At 72.0% G+C, this 20,737-nt stretch carries 12 protein-coding genes; 6 read left to right on the forward strand and 6 right to left on the reverse strand.

Features of this window, described 5'->3' with window-relative positions; genetic code table 11:
- The 4 genes from ACR807_RS08760 to ACR807_RS08775 form a co-directional block, all read right to left on the reverse strand.
- On the reverse strand, positions 1-378 hold a 378-nt coding region (locus ACR807_RS08760), incomplete at its 3' end, for a LacI family DNA-binding transcriptional regulator (RefSeq protein ID WP_438920713.1).
- Between the two features lie 90 nt (positions 379-468).
- Complete coding sequence (locus ACR807_RS08765; protein ID WP_438920714.1) at positions 469-1,953, reverse strand: family 43 glycosylhydrolase; 1,485 nt, start codon at positions 1,951-1,953, stop codon at positions 469-471.
- A 123-nt stretch (positions 1,954-2,076) separates the two neighbouring features.
- The gene (locus ACR807_RS08770) at positions 2,077-4,617 is read right to left on the reverse strand and encodes an alpha-L-arabinofuranosidase family protein (RefSeq protein WP_438920715.1); all 2,541 of its coding nucleotides are present in this window, start codon (positions 4,615-4,617) and stop codon (positions 2,077-2,079) included.
- Positions 4,618-4,863: 246 nt separating this feature from the next.
- Positions 4,864-6,960: an immunoglobulin-like domain-containing protein gene (locus ACR807_RS08775; RefSeq protein WP_438920716.1), complete on the reverse strand. Its 2,097-nt coding sequence runs from the start codon at positions 6,958-6,960 to the stop codon at positions 4,864-4,866.
- Between the two features lie 607 nt (positions 6,961-7,567).
- Here ACR807_RS08775 and ACR807_RS08780 point away from each other — a divergent pair.
- The 4 genes from ACR807_RS08780 to yjfF all read left to right on the forward strand — a co-directional run bounded on the left by ACR807_RS08780 (position 7,568) and on the right by yjfF (position 12,166).
- Positions 7,568-8,539, forward strand: coding sequence for an ABC transporter substrate-binding protein (locus tag ACR807_RS08780; RefSeq protein WP_438920717.1), 972 nt, complete (start codon positions 7,568-7,570; stop codon positions 8,537-8,539).
- A 125-nt stretch (positions 8,540-8,664) separates the two neighbouring features.
- Positions 8,665-10,194, forward strand: a complete 1,530-nt coding sequence (locus tag ACR807_RS08785) for a sugar ABC transporter ATP-binding protein (protein ID WP_438920778.1) — start codon at positions 8,665-8,667, stop codon at positions 10,192-10,194.
- The gene (locus ACR807_RS08790) at positions 10,191-11,156 is read left to right on the forward strand and encodes an ABC transporter permease (protein WP_438920718.1); all 966 of its coding nucleotides are present in this window, start codon (positions 10,191-10,193) and stop codon (positions 11,154-11,156) included. The genes ACR807_RS08785 and ACR807_RS08790 overlap by 4 nt, the downstream gene beginning before the upstream one ends.
- A complete protein-coding gene (gene yjfF, locus ACR807_RS08795) occupies positions 11,153-12,166 on the forward strand; it encodes a galactofuranose ABC transporter, permease protein YjfF (protein WP_438920719.1) in 1,014 nt (337 codons plus the stop codon). The genes ACR807_RS08790 and yjfF overlap by 4 nt, the downstream gene beginning before the upstream one ends.
- Positions 12,167-12,242: 76 nt before the next feature.
- Here yjfF and ACR807_RS08800 read toward each other — a convergent pair whose 3' ends face one another.
- Complete coding sequence (locus ACR807_RS08800) at positions 12,243-13,127, reverse strand: CPBP family intramembrane glutamic endopeptidase (protein WP_438920720.1); 885 nt, start codon at positions 13,125-13,127, stop codon at positions 12,243-12,245.
- A 45-nt stretch (positions 13,128-13,172) separates the two neighbouring features.
- Here ACR807_RS08800 and ACR807_RS08805 point away from each other — a divergent pair, with 45 nt between their 5' ends.
- Complete coding sequence (locus tag ACR807_RS08805) at positions 13,173-13,802, forward strand: TetR/AcrR family transcriptional regulator (RefSeq protein ID WP_438920721.1); 630 nt, start codon at positions 13,173-13,175, stop codon at positions 13,800-13,802.
- A 15-nt stretch (positions 13,803-13,817) separates the two neighbouring features.
- Here ACR807_RS08805 and ACR807_RS08810 read toward each other — a convergent pair whose 3' ends face one another.
- Positions 13,818-16,385, reverse strand: coding sequence for a tetratricopeptide repeat protein (locus ACR807_RS08810; RefSeq protein WP_438920722.1), 2,568 nt, complete (start codon positions 16,383-16,385; stop codon positions 13,818-13,820).
- A 252-nt stretch (positions 16,386-16,637) separates the two neighbouring features.
- On the opposite strand from ACR807_RS08810, the gene ACR807_RS08815 reads away from it, so the two are divergent.
- Complete coding sequence (locus ACR807_RS08815; RefSeq protein ID WP_438920723.1) at positions 16,638-20,573, forward strand: discoidin domain-containing protein; 3,936 nt, start codon at positions 16,638-16,640, stop codon at positions 20,571-20,573.
- Positions 20,574-20,737 lie beyond the last annotated feature (164 nt).

A 20,737-nucleotide genomic window follows, 5' to 3' on the forward strand; every position in this document is an offset into this window, starting at 1 on the left:
GTGCCGTTCCACGGCGTCGGAGATGGAGTTGCGGTCCAGCACGTTGACGCGGCCCACGCTCACCGCGAACCCGGCCTCGGCCGCCGCCTGCTCGAACGCGGCGAGCAGCGACGCCGGCCCGTAGAGGGTCGAGTTCTGCGCCACCACACCGATGAGCTGCGACCGCCCGGTGACCAGCGCGCGGGCCGCCTTGTTGGGCCGGTAGCCCAGCTCGGCGATGGCCGCGCGCACCCGCAGCCGCGTCTGCTCCCGGACGTTCGGGTGGCCGTTGAGCACCCGCGACACCGTCTGGTGCGAGACCCCGGCGAGCTTGGCGACGTCCGTCATCGCGGGATCGCGCGCGGTCCTGTGCTCCACTGCTGCCCCATCTCCACTCATGACTGCACCTTCGATGTTAGCGATAACACCTGTTGTCCACCACGAAGGTGCTCCCGGCACCATTGTCCACCAGAGACCGTCCCCGGGCGGTCAGGACGCGCGTCCGCCCAGGCGGAATGTCGCCCGCTCCCGCGACCGCCGGTCGTTGCCCGGCCGGGTCAGCACCAACCGCCCCACCCCGTCGTGCGCCACGTGGAGCGCCGGGTCCGCGGCCCACCGCAGCGACACGCCGTCCTCGTCCACCAGCCCCGGCACCCGTTCGAACGACGCCGCGCGCCCGTAGTCGTCGGTGTCCTCGTACGGGTCGATGCGCAGCGTGCCGCCGTCGACCACCCGCACGTAGCGGTCGGGGAAGTTCACCGACCGCACGGCGGTCGTGCCCGCCCCCAGGAACCCGTCGACGAAGCGGAACTGCGAGTCGGCCAGCTCGCGCACGCCGCCGTCGACGCGCAGCCGGTAGTCCTGGTGCCGCACGACGAGCCGGGGCGCGTCCGCCGGCGACAGGCGCACCACCGGCCCGCCCACGCCGACCGGGACGCCGAAGCTCGGCGTGCCGTCGTCGTTCCAGTGGACCTCCTGCACGCGGGTGTGCCGGTTCGGGTCGAACAGCGGGTCGCCGGTGATGTCCCGGTAGTCGCGCGCGTGGTAGACCAGCACGTCCCGGTCGCCCACCGCGGTGAAGGAGTTGTGCCCGGGGCCGTACTGCCGCGTCGCCTCGTTGGTCGTGAAGACCGGGTTCGGCGACTTGGTCCAGGACCGCGCGTCGAGCAGGTTCGCGTTCTCGTCGGCGGTGAGCAGGCCCATGCAGTAGCGCGCGTCGGTGGCGCTGGCCGAGAAGGTGACGAACACCCGGCCGTTGCGGACGAGCACCGCCGGGCCCTCGTTCACCTTGAAGCCCTGCACCTCCCACGGCAGCGTGGGCACCGCGACGCGCACGGGCGCGCTCTTGAGCGCCAGGGGTGAGGCCATCTCGGCGATGTAGAGGTTGCTGTTGGTCGCGATGCCCGGCTCGCTCTGCGCCCACAGGAAGTACCGCTTGCCGCGGTGCTCGAACGTGGTCGCGTCGAGGGTGAAGGTGTCCCAGGCCGTGGCCACCTGCCCCTTGAGCACCCAGCCGCCCTCGCGCGGGTCGGCCTTGTCCGACTCCAGCACGTAGGTGCGGATGCGGAACGGCTGGTCGGAGTCGCCCGCGGCGAAGTAGACGTACCACCTGCCGTCGATCCGGTGCAGCTCCGGCGCCCAGATGTAGCCACCCATCGGGCCGGACGCGGGCCGCCGCCAGATCGTGCGCTCGCGGGCCGTGCTCAGACCGTCCAGTGTGGACGCCCCCCGGACCACGACCCGGTCGTACTCGGGCACCGAGCCGGTCAGGTAGTACATGCCGTCCACCGGCCTGGTGACGAAGGGGTCCGCGCGCTGCTCCACCAGGGGGTTGCGGGTGGTCAGGGCGGTTTCGCGCGCCGGGGCGCGGTCCTCCTGCCGTTCCGCGGAGGCGGCGGCCGCCGAGGCCGGCAGGGTGCCGGCCACGGCCAGCGCGCCACCGGCGCGGAACAGGGACCTGCGGTCGAGGCTCACGTGGGCTCCTCTCGGGTGGGGACCCGGTCGGTCACTCGATGTGGTGATCGTTCTTGCGAAGAGATGACCATCGAACACGCGTTCGATACCGTGGACGTCATGAAGATCTTGAACCTGTCGTCGTCATCGTCGCTTGTCCTTGACCCGCAAGAAGGTCACCGAGTTCGGGGGGAAGGTGTGCGTGAACCCGGAGGACACCCGCACCTGCGTTGTGCGCGCCTTCACGGGCTGCGTGAACTCCGTGTTCACGTCGTCCGGCCGACCTTCCAGCACCGTCGCCTCGGCACTGGGCAGGACCCAGGTCCCGGGTGCGAAGTCGATCTTCGTACGGGCGGCGGTCGCCTGCGCGTTGACCACCTTGACGATCAGGTCGCCGGTCTTCAGGTCGCGGGTGACCACCTGCCGGAAGGGTTCCGGTGCCTGGTTCGCCCCGTCGGTGAACTCGGCCCACAGCCGCCCGTCGATGAACAGCTTCACGGTGCGGTCGCGCACCTCGACCCGCAGGTCGTAGGTGCGGCCGGTCTCGATCGTCGTGCCGTCCGAGTGGAAGACGCGCGAGGAGTTGCCGCCGTCCACGGCGGACCGGGTGTTGTTCCAGCCGCCGAGGTTCCACCAGAAGGGGTTGCCGCTGCCGTTGACCGCGAAGGGGATCAGGAAGCCCTCGCTGCCCGCGCGCTTGGTGGCCTTGACGCTGAACGTGAAGTTGTTCCAGGCGGGGTCGCCCGCGGTGACCAACGGGTTCGTGACGCCGGTGTCGGCCTGCACGTAGGCGCCGTCCACGACGCCCCAGTCGCCGGTGCCGTTGCCGGTCCACCGGCTCGCGTCCCCGGAGAAGTCGTCCGAGAACAGCACGCGGCCGTCCGCGGCGGTGACCCGCACGTCGTCGTAGGCGACCGAGGTGGCCCAGGAGGAGAGGCCGACGGCGCCGGTGATCGGCTCGGGGCTCCAGGGCGTGCCGGAGGCCGTGCTCCCGACCACGTGGTCGCCCACGTTGTTCATGAACAGCTTCTGCACCTCGTAGGAGGTCGATCCCCAGGAGGCGTGGTTGTTGAACCAGATCATGTCCGGCCGCCACTGCACGTAGTCCTCGTTGGACAGCAGCGGTGCGTAGGAGGCGAGCTTGACCACGTCGGCGTTGCGCTCCAGGCCCGTCATGAAGGCGGCCTCGGCGAGCGCGTTGGAGAACCTGTTGTCCTGGGAGGCGTACTCGCCGAGGAAGACCTTCGGGCCGTTGCGGTCGTAGGAGTCGTAGCGGTTGTTGTTCTCCAGGAACCAACCCGGGCTGTTGTAGTAGTGCTCGTCGACCATCTCGACGCCGTCCTCGCGGTTGAGCTGCCAGAGCCGGTCGAACGTGGCGCCGGTGTCGTCGGGGCCGGAGTTGCTCACCACGATGATGTCGGGGTACCTGGCCTCGATCGCCGTGCGGAACCGCGTGAACCGCGCGAAGAACTCGTCGGGCAGGTTCTCCTCGTTGCCCACGCCGATGTGCGTGAGCCCGAAGGGCGCCGGGTGCCCCATCTCGGCGCGCTTGCGGCCCCAGGTCGAGTCGGCCGGGCCGTTGGCGAACTCGATCAGGTCGAGCGCGTCCTGGACGTGCCGCTGGAGCAGCGCCGGGTCGTCGGTGGCGCGGTTCTGGCCGCACCCGGTGACGAGGGCGGGCACCACGGGCAGCGGCATGGCGCCGATGTCCTCGGAGAACTGGAAGTACTCGTAGTAGCCCAGGCCGTAGGTCTGGTTGTAGCCCCAGAAGTTGGCGTTGGTCGCGCGCTGCTCGACCGGGCCGATGGTGTCCTTCCACTGGTAGGAGCGCTTGCGCTCGTAGCCGGTGGAGGCGTCGTAGCCGTAGTGGCTACCGGTGTTGACCAGGCAGCCGCCGGGGAAGCGGACGAAGCCGGGCTTGAGCGCGGCGATCTTCTCGGCGAGGTCCTTGCGCAGGCCGTGGCCCTTGTAGGTGTCCTGCGGCATGAGCGAGACCATGTCCAGCCGCAGGGTGCCCGCTCCCCCGCCGGTGACGAGCAGCCGGCCGGTGGTGGACGACTCGCGGGCGCGGAAGGCGCCGGTGTACTTGGTCCAGCCGTCGCCGCGCACCTGGATCGCCAGGCCTGGTGCGAGTTCCCGGCCGGCGGGGTCGGTGAGCCCGACGTTGAGCGGTGTGCCCGACGCCTGGTCCGTGCGGGCCCAGACGGAGAAGTCGTACCTCTTGTCCCGCTCGACGTTGACGCCCGAGTTGTAGCCGGAGTTGATGACGCCGGCGGGCAGGCCGAGCTTGAGGTAGCGCCGGTTGCGCTCGTTGAGCCGCCCGTCGTCGTCCACGACGTCCAGCGCGCCGCCGGTGGGCGCCCACCCGGTGAAGGGGGTGTAGCCGGCGTTGTCGGCGGTGTCGTACTCGAACGACCGGTTCTGCACCAGCTCGGCGTAGAGCCCGCCGTCGGCGGCCCGGTTGATGTCCTCGAAGAAGACGCCGTACAGGGTGTCGTCGATCGAGGCGCCCTTGGCCTGCGGGTCGATGCTGATCGTGTAGTCGGCCTGGGCCGCCGCCGGGGCCGCTGCCTGGGCGGCGAACCCGGGCAGCGCGTAGCCGCCCGCCGCCGAGGCCGGGCTGAGCGCCGGTACCGCGAGGCCGACCACCAGCACGGCGGGCAGCAGTGTCAGACGAGATCTCACAACCCAATCCCTTCATGGGGACCTGTCACGTCACGCGCGCCCGGCCCTCGGGCGCCGCACCTGGCTCGGTCGCCGTCACCCGGGACGGCGTGGTCGATCGCTCGCGCGCACGCTCCGCCCGGCCGGGCATCGGGGCCCGGCCGGTGTCGGGGCTCGGCCGGTGTCGGGGCTCGGCCGGGCGGGACGACCGGGCGGGTCGCCCACCGGCGGGGGGCTACCGGTCGGCGCGCCCACCCGGTCGTCGGTTCACGGGTAGGCGGCCCGCACGCGGTCCATCTCGGCCTTCGTGACCGGGAGGACGGTGCCGTGCCGGGGGCGGCTGGGCAGTTGGTAGTCGGTCGACGGGCTCCACCGCCCGGAGGCGAGGTCGGTGGTCTCGAAGGGCACGTAGCCGCGTCCGCCGAACTCGTCGATGAACAGGTACCACTTGTCCTCGGTGTTCGACTTGAACACCGTGGGGCCTTCGCCCTGGCGGATCGAGCCCTTGCCGATGCAGTCGGCCACGAAGTCGTAGGAGGTGTCGCGCAGGTCGGCGGACTTCTCCGCCAGGACGAACTTGCTGCACGGCGTGGAGGAGGTGTTGTTCCGCTCGTCCTTGGTGAACCGGTAGTACTCCGCGCCGTGCTTGATGACGGTCGAGTCGATCACCGAGTAGCCCGGGTCGACCCAGACCTGCGGCTCGGTGAAGGTCCGGAAGTCACGGGTGGTCGCGTACAGCATCTTGTTGTAGGTGTCGCCCGTGTGCCCCGGGTCCTCCTCGGCGTAGAGCTTCGACGCCCAGAAGACGACGTACGCGCCGATGCTGTCGTCGTAGTACGCCTCGGGTGCCCACGTGTTGCCCGCGGTCTCCGGAGAGACCTGGACGTGGCGCTGCTGCGACCAGGTCACGAGGTCCGTGGACTCCCACACCTCGATGTGGCGGCTGCCCTTGCGCTGCACGAGGTCCCAGTTGCCGTTCCCGTGCATCTTCAGGTCGGTGGCGATCAGGAAGAACCTGTCGCCCTCCGGTGACCGGATGATGAACGGGTCGCGGACGCCCTTGTCGCCGAGAGAGGAGGTGAGCACCGGGTTGCCGCCGTTGAGCTCGTCCCACTTCAGGGCGTCGTCGCCCCGGCTGGCGGCGAAGTAGACCTGCTCGCCGGTCGCGGTGCCCTCGCCGGTGAAGTAGCCGAAGAGGTAACCCTCGTAGTCCTGGTGCCGCGGCAGCGGGGTGACGGTGAGGTCGAAGCGGCGCTTGGCCTGCTTGTGGCCGCTCGTGACGGTCGCGGTGAGCGTGACGTGCTCGGCGCGTTCGCCGTGGGCGGGGCGGGTGACCTCGCCGGTCTCGGTGACGACCTTCTTCTTCGTCGACTTCCACGACACCTCGGTGCCGTGCAGGCCGGTCGTCGGCAGGGTGAGGTTGCCGCGGACGTCCGAGGCGTTCCAGACGGTCAGCGCGGCGGCGGCCTCGTCGACCTTCTGGCGGTCGGTCGGCTCGGGGCGGACGGTGACCGTGAAGGTGCGGGTCTGGCCGAGCGCGGACGCGGTGAGGGTGACGGTCGCCGGGGGTCGTCCTGCGGCGGGGCGGGTGACGACGCCGTCGGCGGTCACGTGGCGGGCGTCGTCGGTCCGCCAGGTGATGGTCGAGCCGTAGGGGCCGGTGGTCGGCAGGGCGAGGTCCTCGGTGACGGCGGACAGGTCGCCGAGGTCGAGGGCGGCCAGGTCGCGGCGGGCCTTCTCCTCGTCGGGCACGAAGCCGAGCTCGTGGACCTCGGCGGCGGTGAGCGCGCGGTCGTAGAGGCGGAAGTCGCGGATGGCGCCCTTGAGGTGGCGGTCGCCGCTGTAGAGCGAGCGGCCGAGGTGGTTGGCGGTCGTGGTGCCGTCGCCGATGGCGGCGGGGGTGGTGGTGACGTCGGTCCTGCGGCCGACCTCGGCGCCGTCCTCGTAGAGCACGGCGGTGCCGCCGGCCTGGGTGTAGGTGAGCGTCTTCCACACGCCCCTGGCGAGGTCGCGCCCGGCGGTGGTCGTCTGCTCCGTGGACCAGTTGCCGGTGGCGATGGAGGTGCGGTAGGCGTTGCCGGTGGTGAAGAGGTAGCCGTTGCCGGTGGTGCCCGAGGAGTTGCCGAGGCCCCAGATGAAGTACGGGGTGGACTGGTCTGCGTCGATCCGGACCTGGATCGAGACAGAGATGTCGGTCAGGCCGCGCATCAAGTTGTCGGGCAGGTCGACGTGTCCGTCGACGCCGCCGAGCCGGAGACCGTCCGCGCCCGACGGCGTGGCGTCGCCGACGATGGAGGCGGTGCGCCCGCCGCCGGTGGCGTCGGTCGCGACGGTGCCGGAGGTCTCGGTGAGCGGGTAGTGCACGGCGAGACCGGCGGCGAGACCGTCAGCGAGGCCGGCGGCTGCGGCAGTGGCGGCGGTAGCGGTAGCGGCGGTGGGTGCGCCCAGGGCCGCGAGGAGCAGCGCGACCAGTGCTATGGCGGGGAACGCGGCGCGGTGTCGGCGCGGGGCGGCCGGGACTGCCGGGCCGGGGAGGGCTGCGCGGACGGCGGAATCGGTACAGGTAGCCGGATTGGCGGCATCGGCCGGATCGGCGGCCGCGGTGGGGAGGTCGGCGCGCCGGGCCTGTCCGGACGGGCCGGTGGGGGCCGCGGTGGGCGATACCGCAACAACGGACGGTTGGGGGTGGAGACTTGCGGGACGCAGGGGAAGCATGGGGGCGTCGCTCTCGTCTTGCGCGCGGCACGGGGTCGCGTGGTGGACAGGACGTCCGAGCGTGGCGTGCGCTGAGTCACAAAAGTGAGCGCTAACATACGACCGCTCTGACGAACATGTCAAGCGTGCAAAGTTGTTGTTTCCAGGGGGTTGACGTCCCGATTGTGAACGCTCACTCTTGTGGCCCAGGTGACCGCGGTCACGCGGTTCGCCGCCCGCCAGTGCCAGTGCCTCGGGCCCACACGGAGGAAGACCAGTGCTGAAGAAGATCGCGACCGCCGCCAGCGCGGTCCTGTTGGCCGCGTTGACCGCCTGCGGTTCCGGTGGTTCCGGGGCCGCGGGGTCGTCGGGCGCCGACGACGGCAAGATCACGATGGGTTTCGCACAGGTGGGCGCGGAGAGCGGGTGGCGCACCGCCAACACCAAGTCCGTGCAGGAGGAGGCCACCGCGGCCGGGGTCGACCTGAAGTTCTCCGACGCGCAGCAGAAGCAGGAGAACCAGATCAAGGCGATCCGGTCCTACATCCAGCAGAAGGTGGACGTCATCGCCTTCAGCCCGGTGGTGGAGACCGGCTGGGACACCGTCCTGCTGGAGGCCAAGCGGGCGAACATCCCGGTCATCCTGACCGACCGGGCGATCGACTCGGACGACACCTCGCTCTACAAGACCTTCCTCGGCTCGGACTTCGTCGAGGAGGGCAAGAAGGCCGGCGAGTGGCTGAAGGAGAACGCCGCGGGCGCGAAGAACGTCGTGGAGCTCCAGGGCACGACGGGCGCGGCGCCGGCCATCGACCGCAAGCAGGGCTTCGAAGAGGCCATCGCGGGCACGGACCTGAAGATCGTGGCCACGCAGACCGGTGACTTCACCCGCTCCGGCGGCAAGCAGGTCATGGAGGCGTTCCTGAAGTCGGTGCCGCAGATCGACGTGGTCTACGCGCACAACGACGACATGGGCCTGGGCGCGATCGAGGCGATCAAGGCCGCGGGCAAGGTGCCGGGCAAGGACATCAAGATCATCACCGTGGACGCGGTGAAGGACGGCATGACCGCGCTGGCCGCCGGTGAGATCAACTTCATCGTCGAGTGCAACCCGCTGCTGGGCAAGCAGCTGATGGAGCTGGCGAAGAAGGTCGTCGCGGGCGAGGAGGTGCCGCCTCGCGTGGTGACCGAGGAGACCACCTTCACCACCGAGCAGGCGAAGACGGCGCTCCCCGAGCGCAAGTACTGATCCGCGGGCGACGAGCCGCGGGTACCGATCACAGACCGCGGTCCCCCGCCACCCCCGGGTGTGGTGGCGGGGGACCGCACCCAGCGTGTGAGGGGAGTTGTCCGGTGACCGAGCCGGTCGTCGACATGCGGGGCATCTCGGTGGAGTTCCCCGGTGTGAAGGCACTGCAAGAGGTGGACTTCCGGCTGTTCCCCGGCGAGGTCCACGCCCTGATGGGCGAGAACGGGGCGGGCAAGTCCACGCTCATCAAGGCGCTGACGGGCGTGCACCCGCTCGCCGCGGGCGAGGTCCGCTACGCGGGGGAACCGGTGTCGTTCGGCGGTCCCGCGCAGGCGCAGGCGGCCGGGATCAGCACGGTCTACCAAGAGGTGAACCTGTGCCCGAACCTGACCGTGGCGGAGAACATCCTGCTCGGGCGCGAGCCCCGGAAGTTCGGCCGGATCGACGGCAGGGCCATGCGCCGGCGGGCGGCTGAGCTGCTCGCGCGCATCGGACTGCGCATCGACCCCGGTTCGGTGCTGGAGAGCCACCCGATCGCCGTGCAGCAGCTCGTGGCCATCACGCGCGCGGTGGCCGTGGACGCCCGGGTCCTGGTGCTGGACGAGCCGACGTCCAGCCTGGACGCCGACGAGGTGGCGGAGCTGTTCCGGATCATCCGGGTGCTGCGCGACGAGGGTGTCGCGGTGCTGTTCGTGACGCACTTCCTGGATCAGGTGTACGAGATCTCCGACCGGATGACGGTGCTGCGCAACGGCCGGCTGGTCGGCGAGCACATGACGGCCTCGTTCAGCCGGATCGACCTGGTGTCGGCGATGCTGGGCCGTGAGATGGGCGTGCTGGAGGAGATCGAGCACCGGTCCGGCAACACGCCCGGCGAGCCGCTGCTGAAGGCCGAGGGCCTGGGGCGCAAGGGGTCGGTCGCGCCGTTCGACCTGGAGGTGCGGGCGGGCGAGGTGGTCGGCCTGGCGGGGCTGCTCGGCTCGGGCCGCACGGAGGTGGCGCGGCTGCTGTTCGGCGCGGACAAGGCCGACTCGGGCCGGGTGCTGGTGGACGGGAAGCCGCTGCGGCTGACCGGGCCGCGCGCGGCGATCGGGGCGGGCATCGCGTTCTCCTCGGAGGACCGCAAGGCCGAGGGCGTGGTGGCGGACCTGACGATCCGGGACAACCTGGTGCTGGCGCTCCAGGCGGCCCGCGGCTGGGCCCGGCCGGTGCCGCGCAAGCAGGCCGACGAACTGGTGGCGAAGTACGTGGAGGTGCTGGACATCCGTCCGGCGAACGCGGACGCGGTCGTGGGCACGCTGTCCGGCGGCAACCAGCAGAAGGTGCTGCTGGCCCGGTGGCTGGTGACCGAGCCCCGGCTGCTGATCCTGGACGAACCGACCCGCGGCATCGACGTGGGCGCGAAGGCTCAAATCCAGAAGGTGGTGGCGGACCTCGCGGCCGGCGGCATGGCGGTCGTGTTCATCTCCGCCGAGTTGGAGGAGGTGGTCCGCATCTCGGACCGGGTGGTCGTGATGCGCGACCGGAAGATGGTGGCCGAACTGGGCGGCGACGCGGGGGTGGACGACGTGATGGAGCTGATCGCGGGCCACGTCGACGGGTCCGCCGGCGCCGAGGTCGTCGTGACGCCGATCGACAAGGCGGTGGCCTCGTGAAGAACCGACTGCTCTGGCCGGTGCTGGCGCTGGTGGCGCTGCTGCTGCTGAACGTGGTGGTGACGCCGTCGTTCTTCGCGCTGCGCGTCCAGGACGGCGCGCTGTTCGGCAGCCTGGTGGACATCCTGCGCAACGGCGCGCCGACGCTGCTGATCGCGCTGGGCATGACGCTGGTGATCGCGACCCGCGGCATCGACCTGTCGGTGGGCGCGGTGGCGGCGATCGCGGGCGCGGTGACGTGCACGCACATCGCGTCCGGCGGCAACGTGTGGGTCGGCATGGGGCTGGCGCTGGTGCTGTGCGGGGTGCTGGGCCTGTGGAACGGGTTCCTGGTGTCGGTGCTGGGCATCCAGCCGATCATCGCGACGCTGGTGCTGATGACGGCGGGTCGCGGTATCGCGATGCTGGTCACCGAGGGCCAGATCATCACCGTGAACAGCGACACCTACCGGCAGGTGGGCGCGGGGTTCCTGGTGCTGCCGATCGCGATCCTGATCAGCCTCGCGGCGCTGGGCCTGACCGCGCTGGCGACCCGCAAGACGGCGCTGGGGATGCTGATCGAGTCGGTCGGCGTGAACCCGGAGGCCAGCAGGTTGGCGGGTGTCCGGGCGCGCACGATCATCTGGACGGTGTACGTGTTCGCGGCGCTGTGCGCGGGCGTCGCCGGGTTGATGATCAGCTCGAACGTGAGCGCGGCGGACGCCAACAACGCCGGTCTGTGGATCGAGATGGACGCGATCCTGGCCGTCGTCATCGGCGGCACGTCGCTGGCCGGCGGCCGGTTCTCGCTGACCGGCACGCTGCTGGGCGCGCTGATCATCCAGACGTTGACCACCACCGTGTACACGATGAACATCGCGCCGGAGATCACGCTGGTGTTCAAGGCGGTCGTGGTGATCGCGGTGTGCCTGCTCCAGGCACCGATCCGGGTTCAGGCGAGGCGAGGGGTGGCTCTGCGATGACGGCGACGACCGCACCGCCGCAGGCGGGTGGACCGACCACCGGTGCGAAGCGCAAGCCCGGGAAGGTGCCCTCGCGGTTCCTGCCGGTGATCGCCACGTTCGTGGTGTTCGTGGCGACGTTCGGCGTCGGCTCGGTGCGCTACGAGGGGTTCGCGTCGGGGCAGGTGGTGGCGAACCTGTTCATCGACAACGCGTTCCTGATCGTGCTCGCGGTGGGCATGACGTTCGTGATCCTGACCGGCGGCATCGACCTGTCGGTGGGTTCGGTGGTGGCGCTGTCCACGATGATCGCGGCGGCGATGCTGCGCTCGGGCTGGCCGGCGTGGCTGACCGCGCTGACCGTGCTGGCGGTGGGGTCGCTGCTGGGCCTGGCGATGGGGTGGGTGATCCACCGGTTCGGCGTGCAGCCGTTCATCGTGACGCTGGCGGGCATGTTCCTGGCGCGCGGCCTGTGCTTCGTGATCAGCGTGGAGTCGGTGTCGATCAAGGACGCGACGTTCCGCGACCTGGCGACCGGGACGATCGAGCTGCCCGGCGGCGTGACCATCACCTACCCGGTGGTCATCTCGCTGCTGGTGGTGCTGGCCGCGGTGTACGTGCTGCACCTGACGCGGTTCGGCCGCACGGTGTACGCGGTGGGCGGCAGCGAGTCGTCGGCGCGGCTGATGGGCCTGGCCACGACGCGGGTGAAGATCGGCGTGTACGTGGTCAGCGGGTTCTGCTCGGCGCTGGCCGGGTTGCTGTTCAGCCTCTACATGCTCTCCGGCTACGGCCTGCACGCGGTGGGCATGGAGCTGGACGCCATCGCGGCGGTCGTGGTGGGCGGCAGCCTGCTGTCGGGCGGTGTCGGGTTCGTGGTCGGCTCGGTGGTGGGCGTGCTGGTGCTGGGCACGATCCAGACGTTGATCTCGTTCGAGGGCACGCTGTCCTCGTGGTGGACGAAGATCGTGATCGGCGCGCTGCTGCTGGCCTTCATCGCGCTCCAGCGGGTGATCGTGCGCCGCACCTAGCGGCCGGTCCCCCGCCGGGAAGGACGACGGCGCCGCACCCTCGCGGAAGGGGTGCGGCGCCGTTGCCGTGCCGGGGTCACGGCAGGGACAGCAGGAGCGGCAGGGCGTTGACCGCGCCGTGGACGACGAGCAGCGGCCACATCACCCGGTACCGGCTCCACAGGTAGCCGAGGAACAGCCCCGTCACGCCCTGGTTGACGAAGGCGGAGGCCAGGTCGCGGGCGAGGTCGCCGGTGCCCTGGATGCCGATGTGCCAGGCCGCCCAGACCAGGGACGCGAGCACGACGGCGGGCCAGGGGCCGAGCAGGTGCTCCCAGCGGGTTTGCAGCCAGCGCCGGTAGAAGACCTCTTCGAGCAGGGCGTTGACGACGAAGACCACGACGATCACCGCGACCAGTTCGACCGCGTCCCGGGTGAACGGCTCCCGCGCCGGCACGGCGAGCGGCGTGGCGTGGCCCAGCACGAGCCACGCCGCCACCGGCGCCGCCGGGGCGAGTCGGCGCCACCCCTCCCCCGCGGCGGTCGGGACCGGCAGCGGCCTCCCCCGGCGCGACACCCGGAACAGCACCAGCGGCACCACCACCAGCAGGGTCGTCTTCAGCAGCGTGTGCGCCGGTTCCCCGGCGGTGACCAGCCGCAGCGACACGGCGAAGGCGAGCGCCGCCGCCAGGAGCGCGACCGCCTCCACGCGGAGCGTGCGGTCCGTCGACGCCACCCCCGTCGACGACACCGCCGGCGGCACGCCCCGCGCCGGCGCATCCCGCAGCGGGCCGGCCGGGGGCACCAGCCGCACGAGGGCGATGCCGACCAGCGCCGGCACCCACCGGTGCCACATCGGCACGGTGTCGTGGTGGTCGGCGGAGTACCTGATCCCGGCGTGGCCCGTGACCAGCAGCCAGGTCGCCGAGGCGACGATCACCGCCACCCCGGCGAGCAGCACGCCCGATCTTTTATCCAGCACACTTGTACGATAACCAAGACCATACGGTTGTGCTATAAAAATCGGGTGCCGAAGCTCGTGGACCACGACCAGCGCCGCGCGGAACTCGCCCGCGTGGTGTGGGCGGTCATCGGCCGGCACGGGATCGAGGGCGCCACCGTCCGGCGGGTCGCCGAGGAGGCCGGCGTGTCGGTCGGCGGGCTGCGCCACTACTTCGACAACCAGCAGGGCCTGCTGCTGTTCGCCGCGCGGGAGGTCGCGTCGAGCGCCGGCGCCCGGCTGGCCGAGCACCTGCGCGCGGACGCGCCCGACGTGGAGCGGGCCCGCCTGCTGCTGGAGGAGCTGCTGCCCCTGGACGCGGATCGCCGGGTCGAGGTCGACGTGTGGTTGGCGTGCCTGACCCGGGCGCGGGTCGACGACTCGCTGGACGAGCTGCGCCGCGCCGCCTGGGCCGGTGAGCGCCACGTCTGCCGCCTCGCGGTCGCCTGGTGCCGGGGCGCGACACCCCCGGCGGCGGTGGGCGAGCCCCTCGCGGACACCGCGTTGGAGCAGCGGGCCGCACGCCTGCACGTCTTCCTCGACGGCCTGACGCTGCAGGCCGCCACCTTCCCGCGCGAGCTCCCGCCCGCCGAGGTCGGCGACCTGCTCCGGGCCGAACTGGCCACGATCGCCTCCGGGCCGCCCCGGTCCGGGTGACCCCACCCGTGCGGGTCAGGGCCCCGCGTCGCCCCAGCCGGTGAGCAGGGCGGCGGCCTCGCGGGTGCGCGGGTGGTCCTCGCCCTGCACCCGCGTCATCTCGACCAGCACGGCGCGCAGCTCGGCGACCGCCTCCCCCCGCAGCCCGGCGCGGTGCAGCAGGTCCGCCCGCTGCTGCCGGATGCGCAGCACGCGGGGGTGGTCCGGGCCGAACACCTCCTCGACGACGCGGCGCAGGCCGGCCAGCTCACCGGCCGCACCCGGGTCGCCGCCCACCCCGCGCCAGAAGGCCGTGTTGGCCCGGTAGGTGAGGGTGGTCGGGTGCTGCTCGCCCAGGGCGCGCTCGGCGTCGGCCGCGCCGGCGTCGAACTCGCTGATGGCGGTGCCCAGGTCGCCCGCGAGGGCGCGCCAGTAGGCGAGGTTGTGGCGGGCGATGAACGTGTCGTGCGCCCCGCGGCCCGCGACGGCGTCGAGCCCGTCGACGGCTTCCCGGTAGATCTCCACCGCGGCCGGGGCGTCGCCGGTCTCGCCGACCCACCGGCCGAGGCCGACCAGGGCGCGCAGCGTCTGCCGGTGCCGGGCGCCCAGTCCGGTCCGCAGCACGGCCACCAGCGCGGTCGCCGCCTCCCGGGCCCCGTCGAGGTCGCCGGCCAGGCCCAGGCACAGCGCCCGGTTGTCCTCGGACTCGACGACGAGCGGGTGCGCGGCGGGCAGCCCGCCCTCGGCGAGCAGGGCGTCGAACTCGGCCAGCGCGGCCCTGCTCCGGCCGGTCTCCATGAGGAACCGGGCGCGGTGCGAGCGGGCCCACAGGGTGTCGAGGTGGGTGGGGCCGAGTTCGCGTTCGGCCAGCGCGCGCACCTCGGCCAGCCCGGCGAGCGCGGTGGCGGTGTCGCCGAGGTCGCCGGTGCACCTGGCCACCTCGGTGCGCAGGACGACGACGTCGCGCGGTTCGGCGGCGCGGGTCAGCAGCTCGGCGGCCACGTCGCGGGCGGCGGCGGGCCGTCCGGTGCTCGCGAGGTAGCGGGCGAGGCGGAGCAGCACGGGGTGCATGCCGCCGTCCCACAGGTGCTCCCCCGCGACGGCGCGCAGCACCTCGGCGTTGCGGTGCAGGGCCGCCGCGGTGTCCGGGTCGGGGTCGGACCACTCGCGCTCCAGCGCGTCGGCCGCCGCGGTGGCGACCGCCGCCAGGTCCGGCACGAGGTCGCGCGCGGCCCGCTGCACGAGCGCGTGCGCCTCCACCCGGCCGACGTGGGTGACGAGGTTGAGCCGGTGCAGGGCGCGCAGCGCCAGCAGGTTGCGCCCGCCGTCGAGCAGCACGGCCTCGGGGATGCCGTCGGGCGAGAGGACGGCGACGAGCCCGAGCACGTCGAGCGCGTTGGCCGCCAGGGTGGACGCCCGTTCCACGGCCAGCCGCACGGTGCCCGCGACGGTGCCGTCGTGCTCGTCGGCGGGCGATGAGGGCGGGAACAGGTCGGCCACCCGCTGCCGCCGGTCGGCGAGCAGGTCCAGGTAGGCGCGCACGCCCGTGCCCGTGTCGATGAGGAACGCGGCGGCCTGGGACAGGGCCAGCGGGAAGCGGCCGAGGGCGTCGGCGAGGGCGGCCAGGTCGCCGGGGCGGTGGCGCGGGTCGACCGACAGCCGCGCGGACAGGTAGGCGGCGGCCTCGTCGGGGTCGAACATGCCCACCGGCACGACCCGCACGTCCGGCCGCAGCAGCGCGGCGTCGCGCCGCCGGGTGGTGACGACGCTGCGCCCGGCGTCGCCCGCGGGCCACAGCCCGGCCAGTTCGGCGAGGTCGTCCACGTCGTCGAGCACGACGAGCCACGACGTGCCGGTGGTGCGCGCCCAGTCCAGGAACAGGTCGGCCTGCGCCTCGTCGTCGGCACCCGCCTCGGCGCCGATCAGGGCGCGCCACGCGCGGGCGTACCCGGTGAGCACGGACTGCCTGGTCCGCGCGCCCACCCAGACCAGCACGTCGGCGTGCGCCCGGTGGAACGCGGCGGTGGCCAGCTGCGACTTGCCGACGCCGCCGGGGCCGGTCAGCAGCACCTGCCGGACGTCCTCGGCGCGCAGCGCGTCGTCGACGGCCCGCGCCAGCGCCGACCGGTCGCGCAGCGCCGCCGCGTCGGTGGGCGGACGGCCGACCACGACCCTGGTGGCGCGGCCGGTGACGCGGTCGTCCTGCCCGCTGACCGCCGGTCCCCGGTCGCGCGGTCCTCGCCCCGGCGGCACCTGATCCGGCGGTCCTTGTTCCGGCGGTCCTTGTTCCGGCGGCGCTTGATCCCCCGGCACCTGCCCGCGCGGCCGGCGCTCCTGCCGGGCGGCGCGCCACAGCTCGCGCAGCGCCTCCACCCCGGTCACCCCGCCGGTCGCCATCGCGACGGCGAGCACGGCGTCGAAGTCGCGCGGCACGGCCTGGCCGCCGACCCACTCCCCCAGCCGCCGGGCGTTGACCGGCACCCGCCGCCCCGAGGGCAGCAGGACCGCGCTCGCGCGTCGCGCCACCGCCTCGTCGGACCGGTCGGGCACGCGGTCGCGCAGCGTCGCCAGCGCCCGCGCGAACACCGTCTTCGGGTCGCTCACCCGCCACCTCCCCAAGGTGATCGAGTCTAGATCCCCGGTGCGGCCCGGAACGGGGTTCGAGGCGGCGGTGCGGCGGTCCGGCGGGGACCGCCCCGTCATGTTTCTGATGTGTTGACTTTCACACAGCCCGTCTGTAACTCTTCGAACGCACTACGCAAAAAATCGACAACTAGACGGAACTTCGTGACAAGTCCCGGTCTTGCCTGCTCGGAACTTCCCCTGCACAGCCCGACGAGAAGGGCCAGCACGACGATGTCATCGACGACACGTGCTCGTTCACGCCTAGCCGCCTCCCTGCTCGCACTGTCCCTCACCGCGTTGACCCTGGTCTCCCCCGCCGCCCAGGGCGCGCCCGCCGCCGCGCTGGTGGACGACGACAACGCGAACACCTACTGGCAGACCGACTCCCTGCCGCGGTCCGTCGGCCTCGACCTCGGCGCGCCCACCCGGATCGACCGCGTGACGCTGTCCCTGCCCGGGCACTGGGGCGAGCGGGACCAGACCTTCAGCATCCGGACCAGCCTCGACGGCAAGGCCCTGTCCACCCTGGTGCCGTCCGGGACGCACACCTTCACGCCTGACGAGGGCAACGAGGTCTCGTTCGACGTCGACCCGACGCTGGTCCGCTTCGTGCAGGTCGAGGTGACCGCGAACAGCGCGGACGAGGGCGCGCAGCTGGCCGAGGTCGACGTCCGCCGGGTCGACGCGCAGGCCCGGCTGGCCGCGACCTTCACCGCGAGCAGCCAGGCCGACGTCTATCAGGCGCCCAACGCCGGCGACGGGAACCAGGCCACCTACTGGGAGAGCGCGAACAACGCCTTCCCGCAGTGGCTGCGCGCGGACCTCGGCGCGGCGGTGAAGGTCGACCGGGTGGTGCTCAAGACCCCGCTCGGCGGCTGGGGCGCGCGCACGCAGACGCTCGCCGTGCAGACCAGCGCCGACGGCACGGCGTTCAGCGACCTCGTGCGCTCGGCGCAGTACACCTTCCAGCCTGCCGCGGACAACACCGTGACGATCGACTTCACCGCGACCACCACGCGGTACCTGCGGCTGCTGATCACCGGCAACACCGGCTGGCCCGCCGGGCAGGTCGCCGAGTTCGAGCTGCACGGCCCGACCGGCGGCGACACCCAGGCCCCCACCGCGCCGACGGGCCTCGCGTACACGACGCCGCAGTCCGGCCAGGTCAGGCTCACCTGGAACGCGGCCACCGACAACGTCGGCGTCACCGGCTACGACGTGTACGCGAACGGGCAGCTGCGCACCGCCGTCGCGGGCACCGTCCTCGCCCACACCGACACCCAGCCCGACGGCGTCGCCGTCACCTACCACGTCGTGGCCAGGGACGCGGCGGGCAACCAGTCGCCGCAGAGCGCGAGCGTCACCCGCCCCGGCAACCCCGGCCCGCCCGGCACGAACCTCGCCAAGGGCAGGCCCACCACGGCGAGCTCGCACGCGTTCACCTTCGTCGCGGCCAACGCCGTGGACGACGACGTGAACACCTACTGGGAGGCCGCGGCCCACCCGGGCACGCTCACCACGCAGCTCGGCTCCAACGCCGACGTCGGCTCGGTCACGCTCAAGCTGAACCCGTCCTCGGCGTGGGGCGCCCGCACGCAGAACGTGCAGGTGCTGGGCCGCGAGCAGAGCGCGACCGGCTTCACGAGCCTGGTGGCGGCGCGCGACTACCGGTTCGACCCGGCGTCGGGCAACCAGGTCACCATCCCGCTGACCGCCCGCGTCGCGGACGTGCAGCTGCGCATCACCTCCAACACGGGCGCGCCCGGCGGCCAGGTCGCCGAGTTCCAGGTGTTCGGCACGGCCGCGCCCAACCCGGACCTGACCGTGAGCGGCACGTCGTTCACCCCGGCGAGCCCGGTGGAGACGAGCGCGATCACGCTGTCCGCGACCGTGCGGAACGCGGGCACGGCGGCGTCCGCGGCCACCGACGTCACGTTCTTCCTCGGCGCCGACGCGGTCGGCACCGCCCAGGTGGGCGCGCTCGCGGCGGGCGCGTCGGCCGCGGTCTCGGCGAACGTCGGCCCGCGCGGCTCCGGCTCCTACCAGTACACGGCGAAGGTCGACGAGACGAAGAAGGTCGTCGAGCAGGACGAGGCGAACAACGCCCGCCTGCACCCGTCGGCCCTGGTCGTCACGCCGGTGCCCAGCTCGGACCTGGTCGCGTCGGTCGGCTGGTCGCCCACCAACCCGGCCAACGGCCAGGCCACGGCGTTCACCGCGGTCCTGCGCAACGACGGCGGCATCGCCACGGCGGGCGGCGCGCACGGCGTCACGCTGACCGTGCTCAACGCCTCCGGCGGCACCGCGCAGACCCTGACCGGCGGCTACACCGGCGTGCTCCAGCCGGGCCAGTCCGCGCAGGTCGCCCTGGGCTCGTGGACCGCCGCGAACGGCAACTACACCGTCCGCACCCAGGTCGCGGTGGACGCCAACGAGATCGCGGCCCGGCAGGGCAACAACCGCACCGAGCAGCCGCTGTTCGTCGGCCGGGGCGCGAACGTGCCGTGGCAGCACGTCGAGGCCGAGGACGGCACCGCGGCGGGCGGCGCGACCAGGATCGGCCCGAACCGGATCATCGGCGACCTCGCCGGCGAGGCGTCCGGCCGCCGCGCGGTCACGCTCACCGCGACCGGCCAGTCCGTCGAGTTCACCACCACCGCGCCGACCAACACCCTGGTCACCCGGTTCTCCATCCCGGACGCGCCCGGTGGCGGCGGCATCGCCTCGACGATCAACGTCTACGTCAACGGCACCTTCCACAAGGCGCTCGACCTGCACTCGCGCCACACCTGGCTGTACGGCAACGAGGCGAGCCCGGGCAACTCGCCGGGCGCGGGCGGTCCGCGGCACATCTACGACGAGGCGAGCACGGTGCTCGACGGGACGTTCCCGGCGGGCACGAGGATCAAGCTCCAGAAGGACGCGGCGAACGGCACGAACTACGCCATCGACTTCGTGAACTTCGAGAACGCGGTGGCCAGGGGGAACCCGGACCCGGCGCGGTTCATCACGCCGACCGGCTTCGGCCACCAGGACGTGCAGAACGCGCTCGACCGGTTCCGCACGGACACCAGCGGCACCCTCCTCGGCGTGTACCTGCCGGCGGGCACGTACACCACGTCGCAGAAGTTCCAGGTGTACGGCAAGCCGGTCCAGGTGGTCGGCGCGGGCCCGTGGTTCACCAGGTTCGTCGTGCCGACGACGCAGGAGAACACCGACGCGGGCTTCCGCGCCGAGTCCTCCGTCAACGGCTCGGTGTTCCGCGACTTCGCGTTCTTCGGCAACTACACGTCCCGCATCGACGGCCCCGGCAAGGTGTTCGACTTCGCGAACGTCTCCCGGATCACCATCGACAACATCTGGGCCGAGCACGTGGTGTGCCTCTACTGGGGAGCGAACACCGACTTCATGACCATCAAGAACTCCCGCATCCGCAACACGTTCGCCGACGGCGTGAACATGACCAACGGCAGCACGGACAACCTCGTGCAGAACATCGAGGCGCGCTCGACCGGTGACGACAGCTTCGCGCTGTTCTCGGCGATCGACGCGGGCGGCGCGGACGAGAAGAACAACGTGTACGAGAACCTCAGCTCGCTCACCACGTGGCGCGCGGCGGGCCTGGCCGTCTACGGCGGCTTCCTCAACACGTTCCGCAACATCTACGTCGCCGACACGCTGACCTACTCGGGTGTCACGATCAGCTCGCTGGACTTCGGCTACCCCATGAACGGCTTCGGCCCCGAGCCGACGACGTTCAGCGGGATCACCCTGGTCCGCACGGGCGGTCACTTCTGGGGCGCGCAGACGTTCCCGGGCATCTGGATGTTCTCGGCCTCCAAGCCGTTCCGGGGCATCCGGGTCAACGACGTCGACATCATCGACCCGACGTACTCGGGCATCATGTTCCAGACCAAGTACACCGGGACGACGCCGGAGAACCCGATCCAGGACACCGTGCTGACCAACGTCTCGATCTCCGGGGCGCGGCTGAGCGGTGACGAGTTCCAGGCGAAGTCCGGCATGGGCCTGTGGGCGAACGAGATGCCGGAGCAGAACCAGGGTCCGGCTGTCGGCTCGGTGACCTTCAACAACCTCAGGTTCAGCGACAACGCGGAGAACATCCGCAACCGCACGAGCACGTTCACGATCACCGTCAACCCGTAGGCGGTGGTGCGGCGACCCCGTCCCCGGTGGCGATCGAGCCCTGGGGGCGGGGTCGCGTCACGCGTGCGGTCCCACCCGGGCCGGGGCGGGGCCAGCGAGCCAATCGTCTTGGAGAGCGCTCTCGGATCACTGTTGACGCGGTCTGGACCAAATGCGAAGCTCTC

The organism is Saccharothrix sabaoui, from assembly GCF_051756985.1.
GTDB lineage: Bacteria > Actinomycetota > Actinomycetes > Mycobacteriales > Pseudonocardiaceae > Actinosynnema.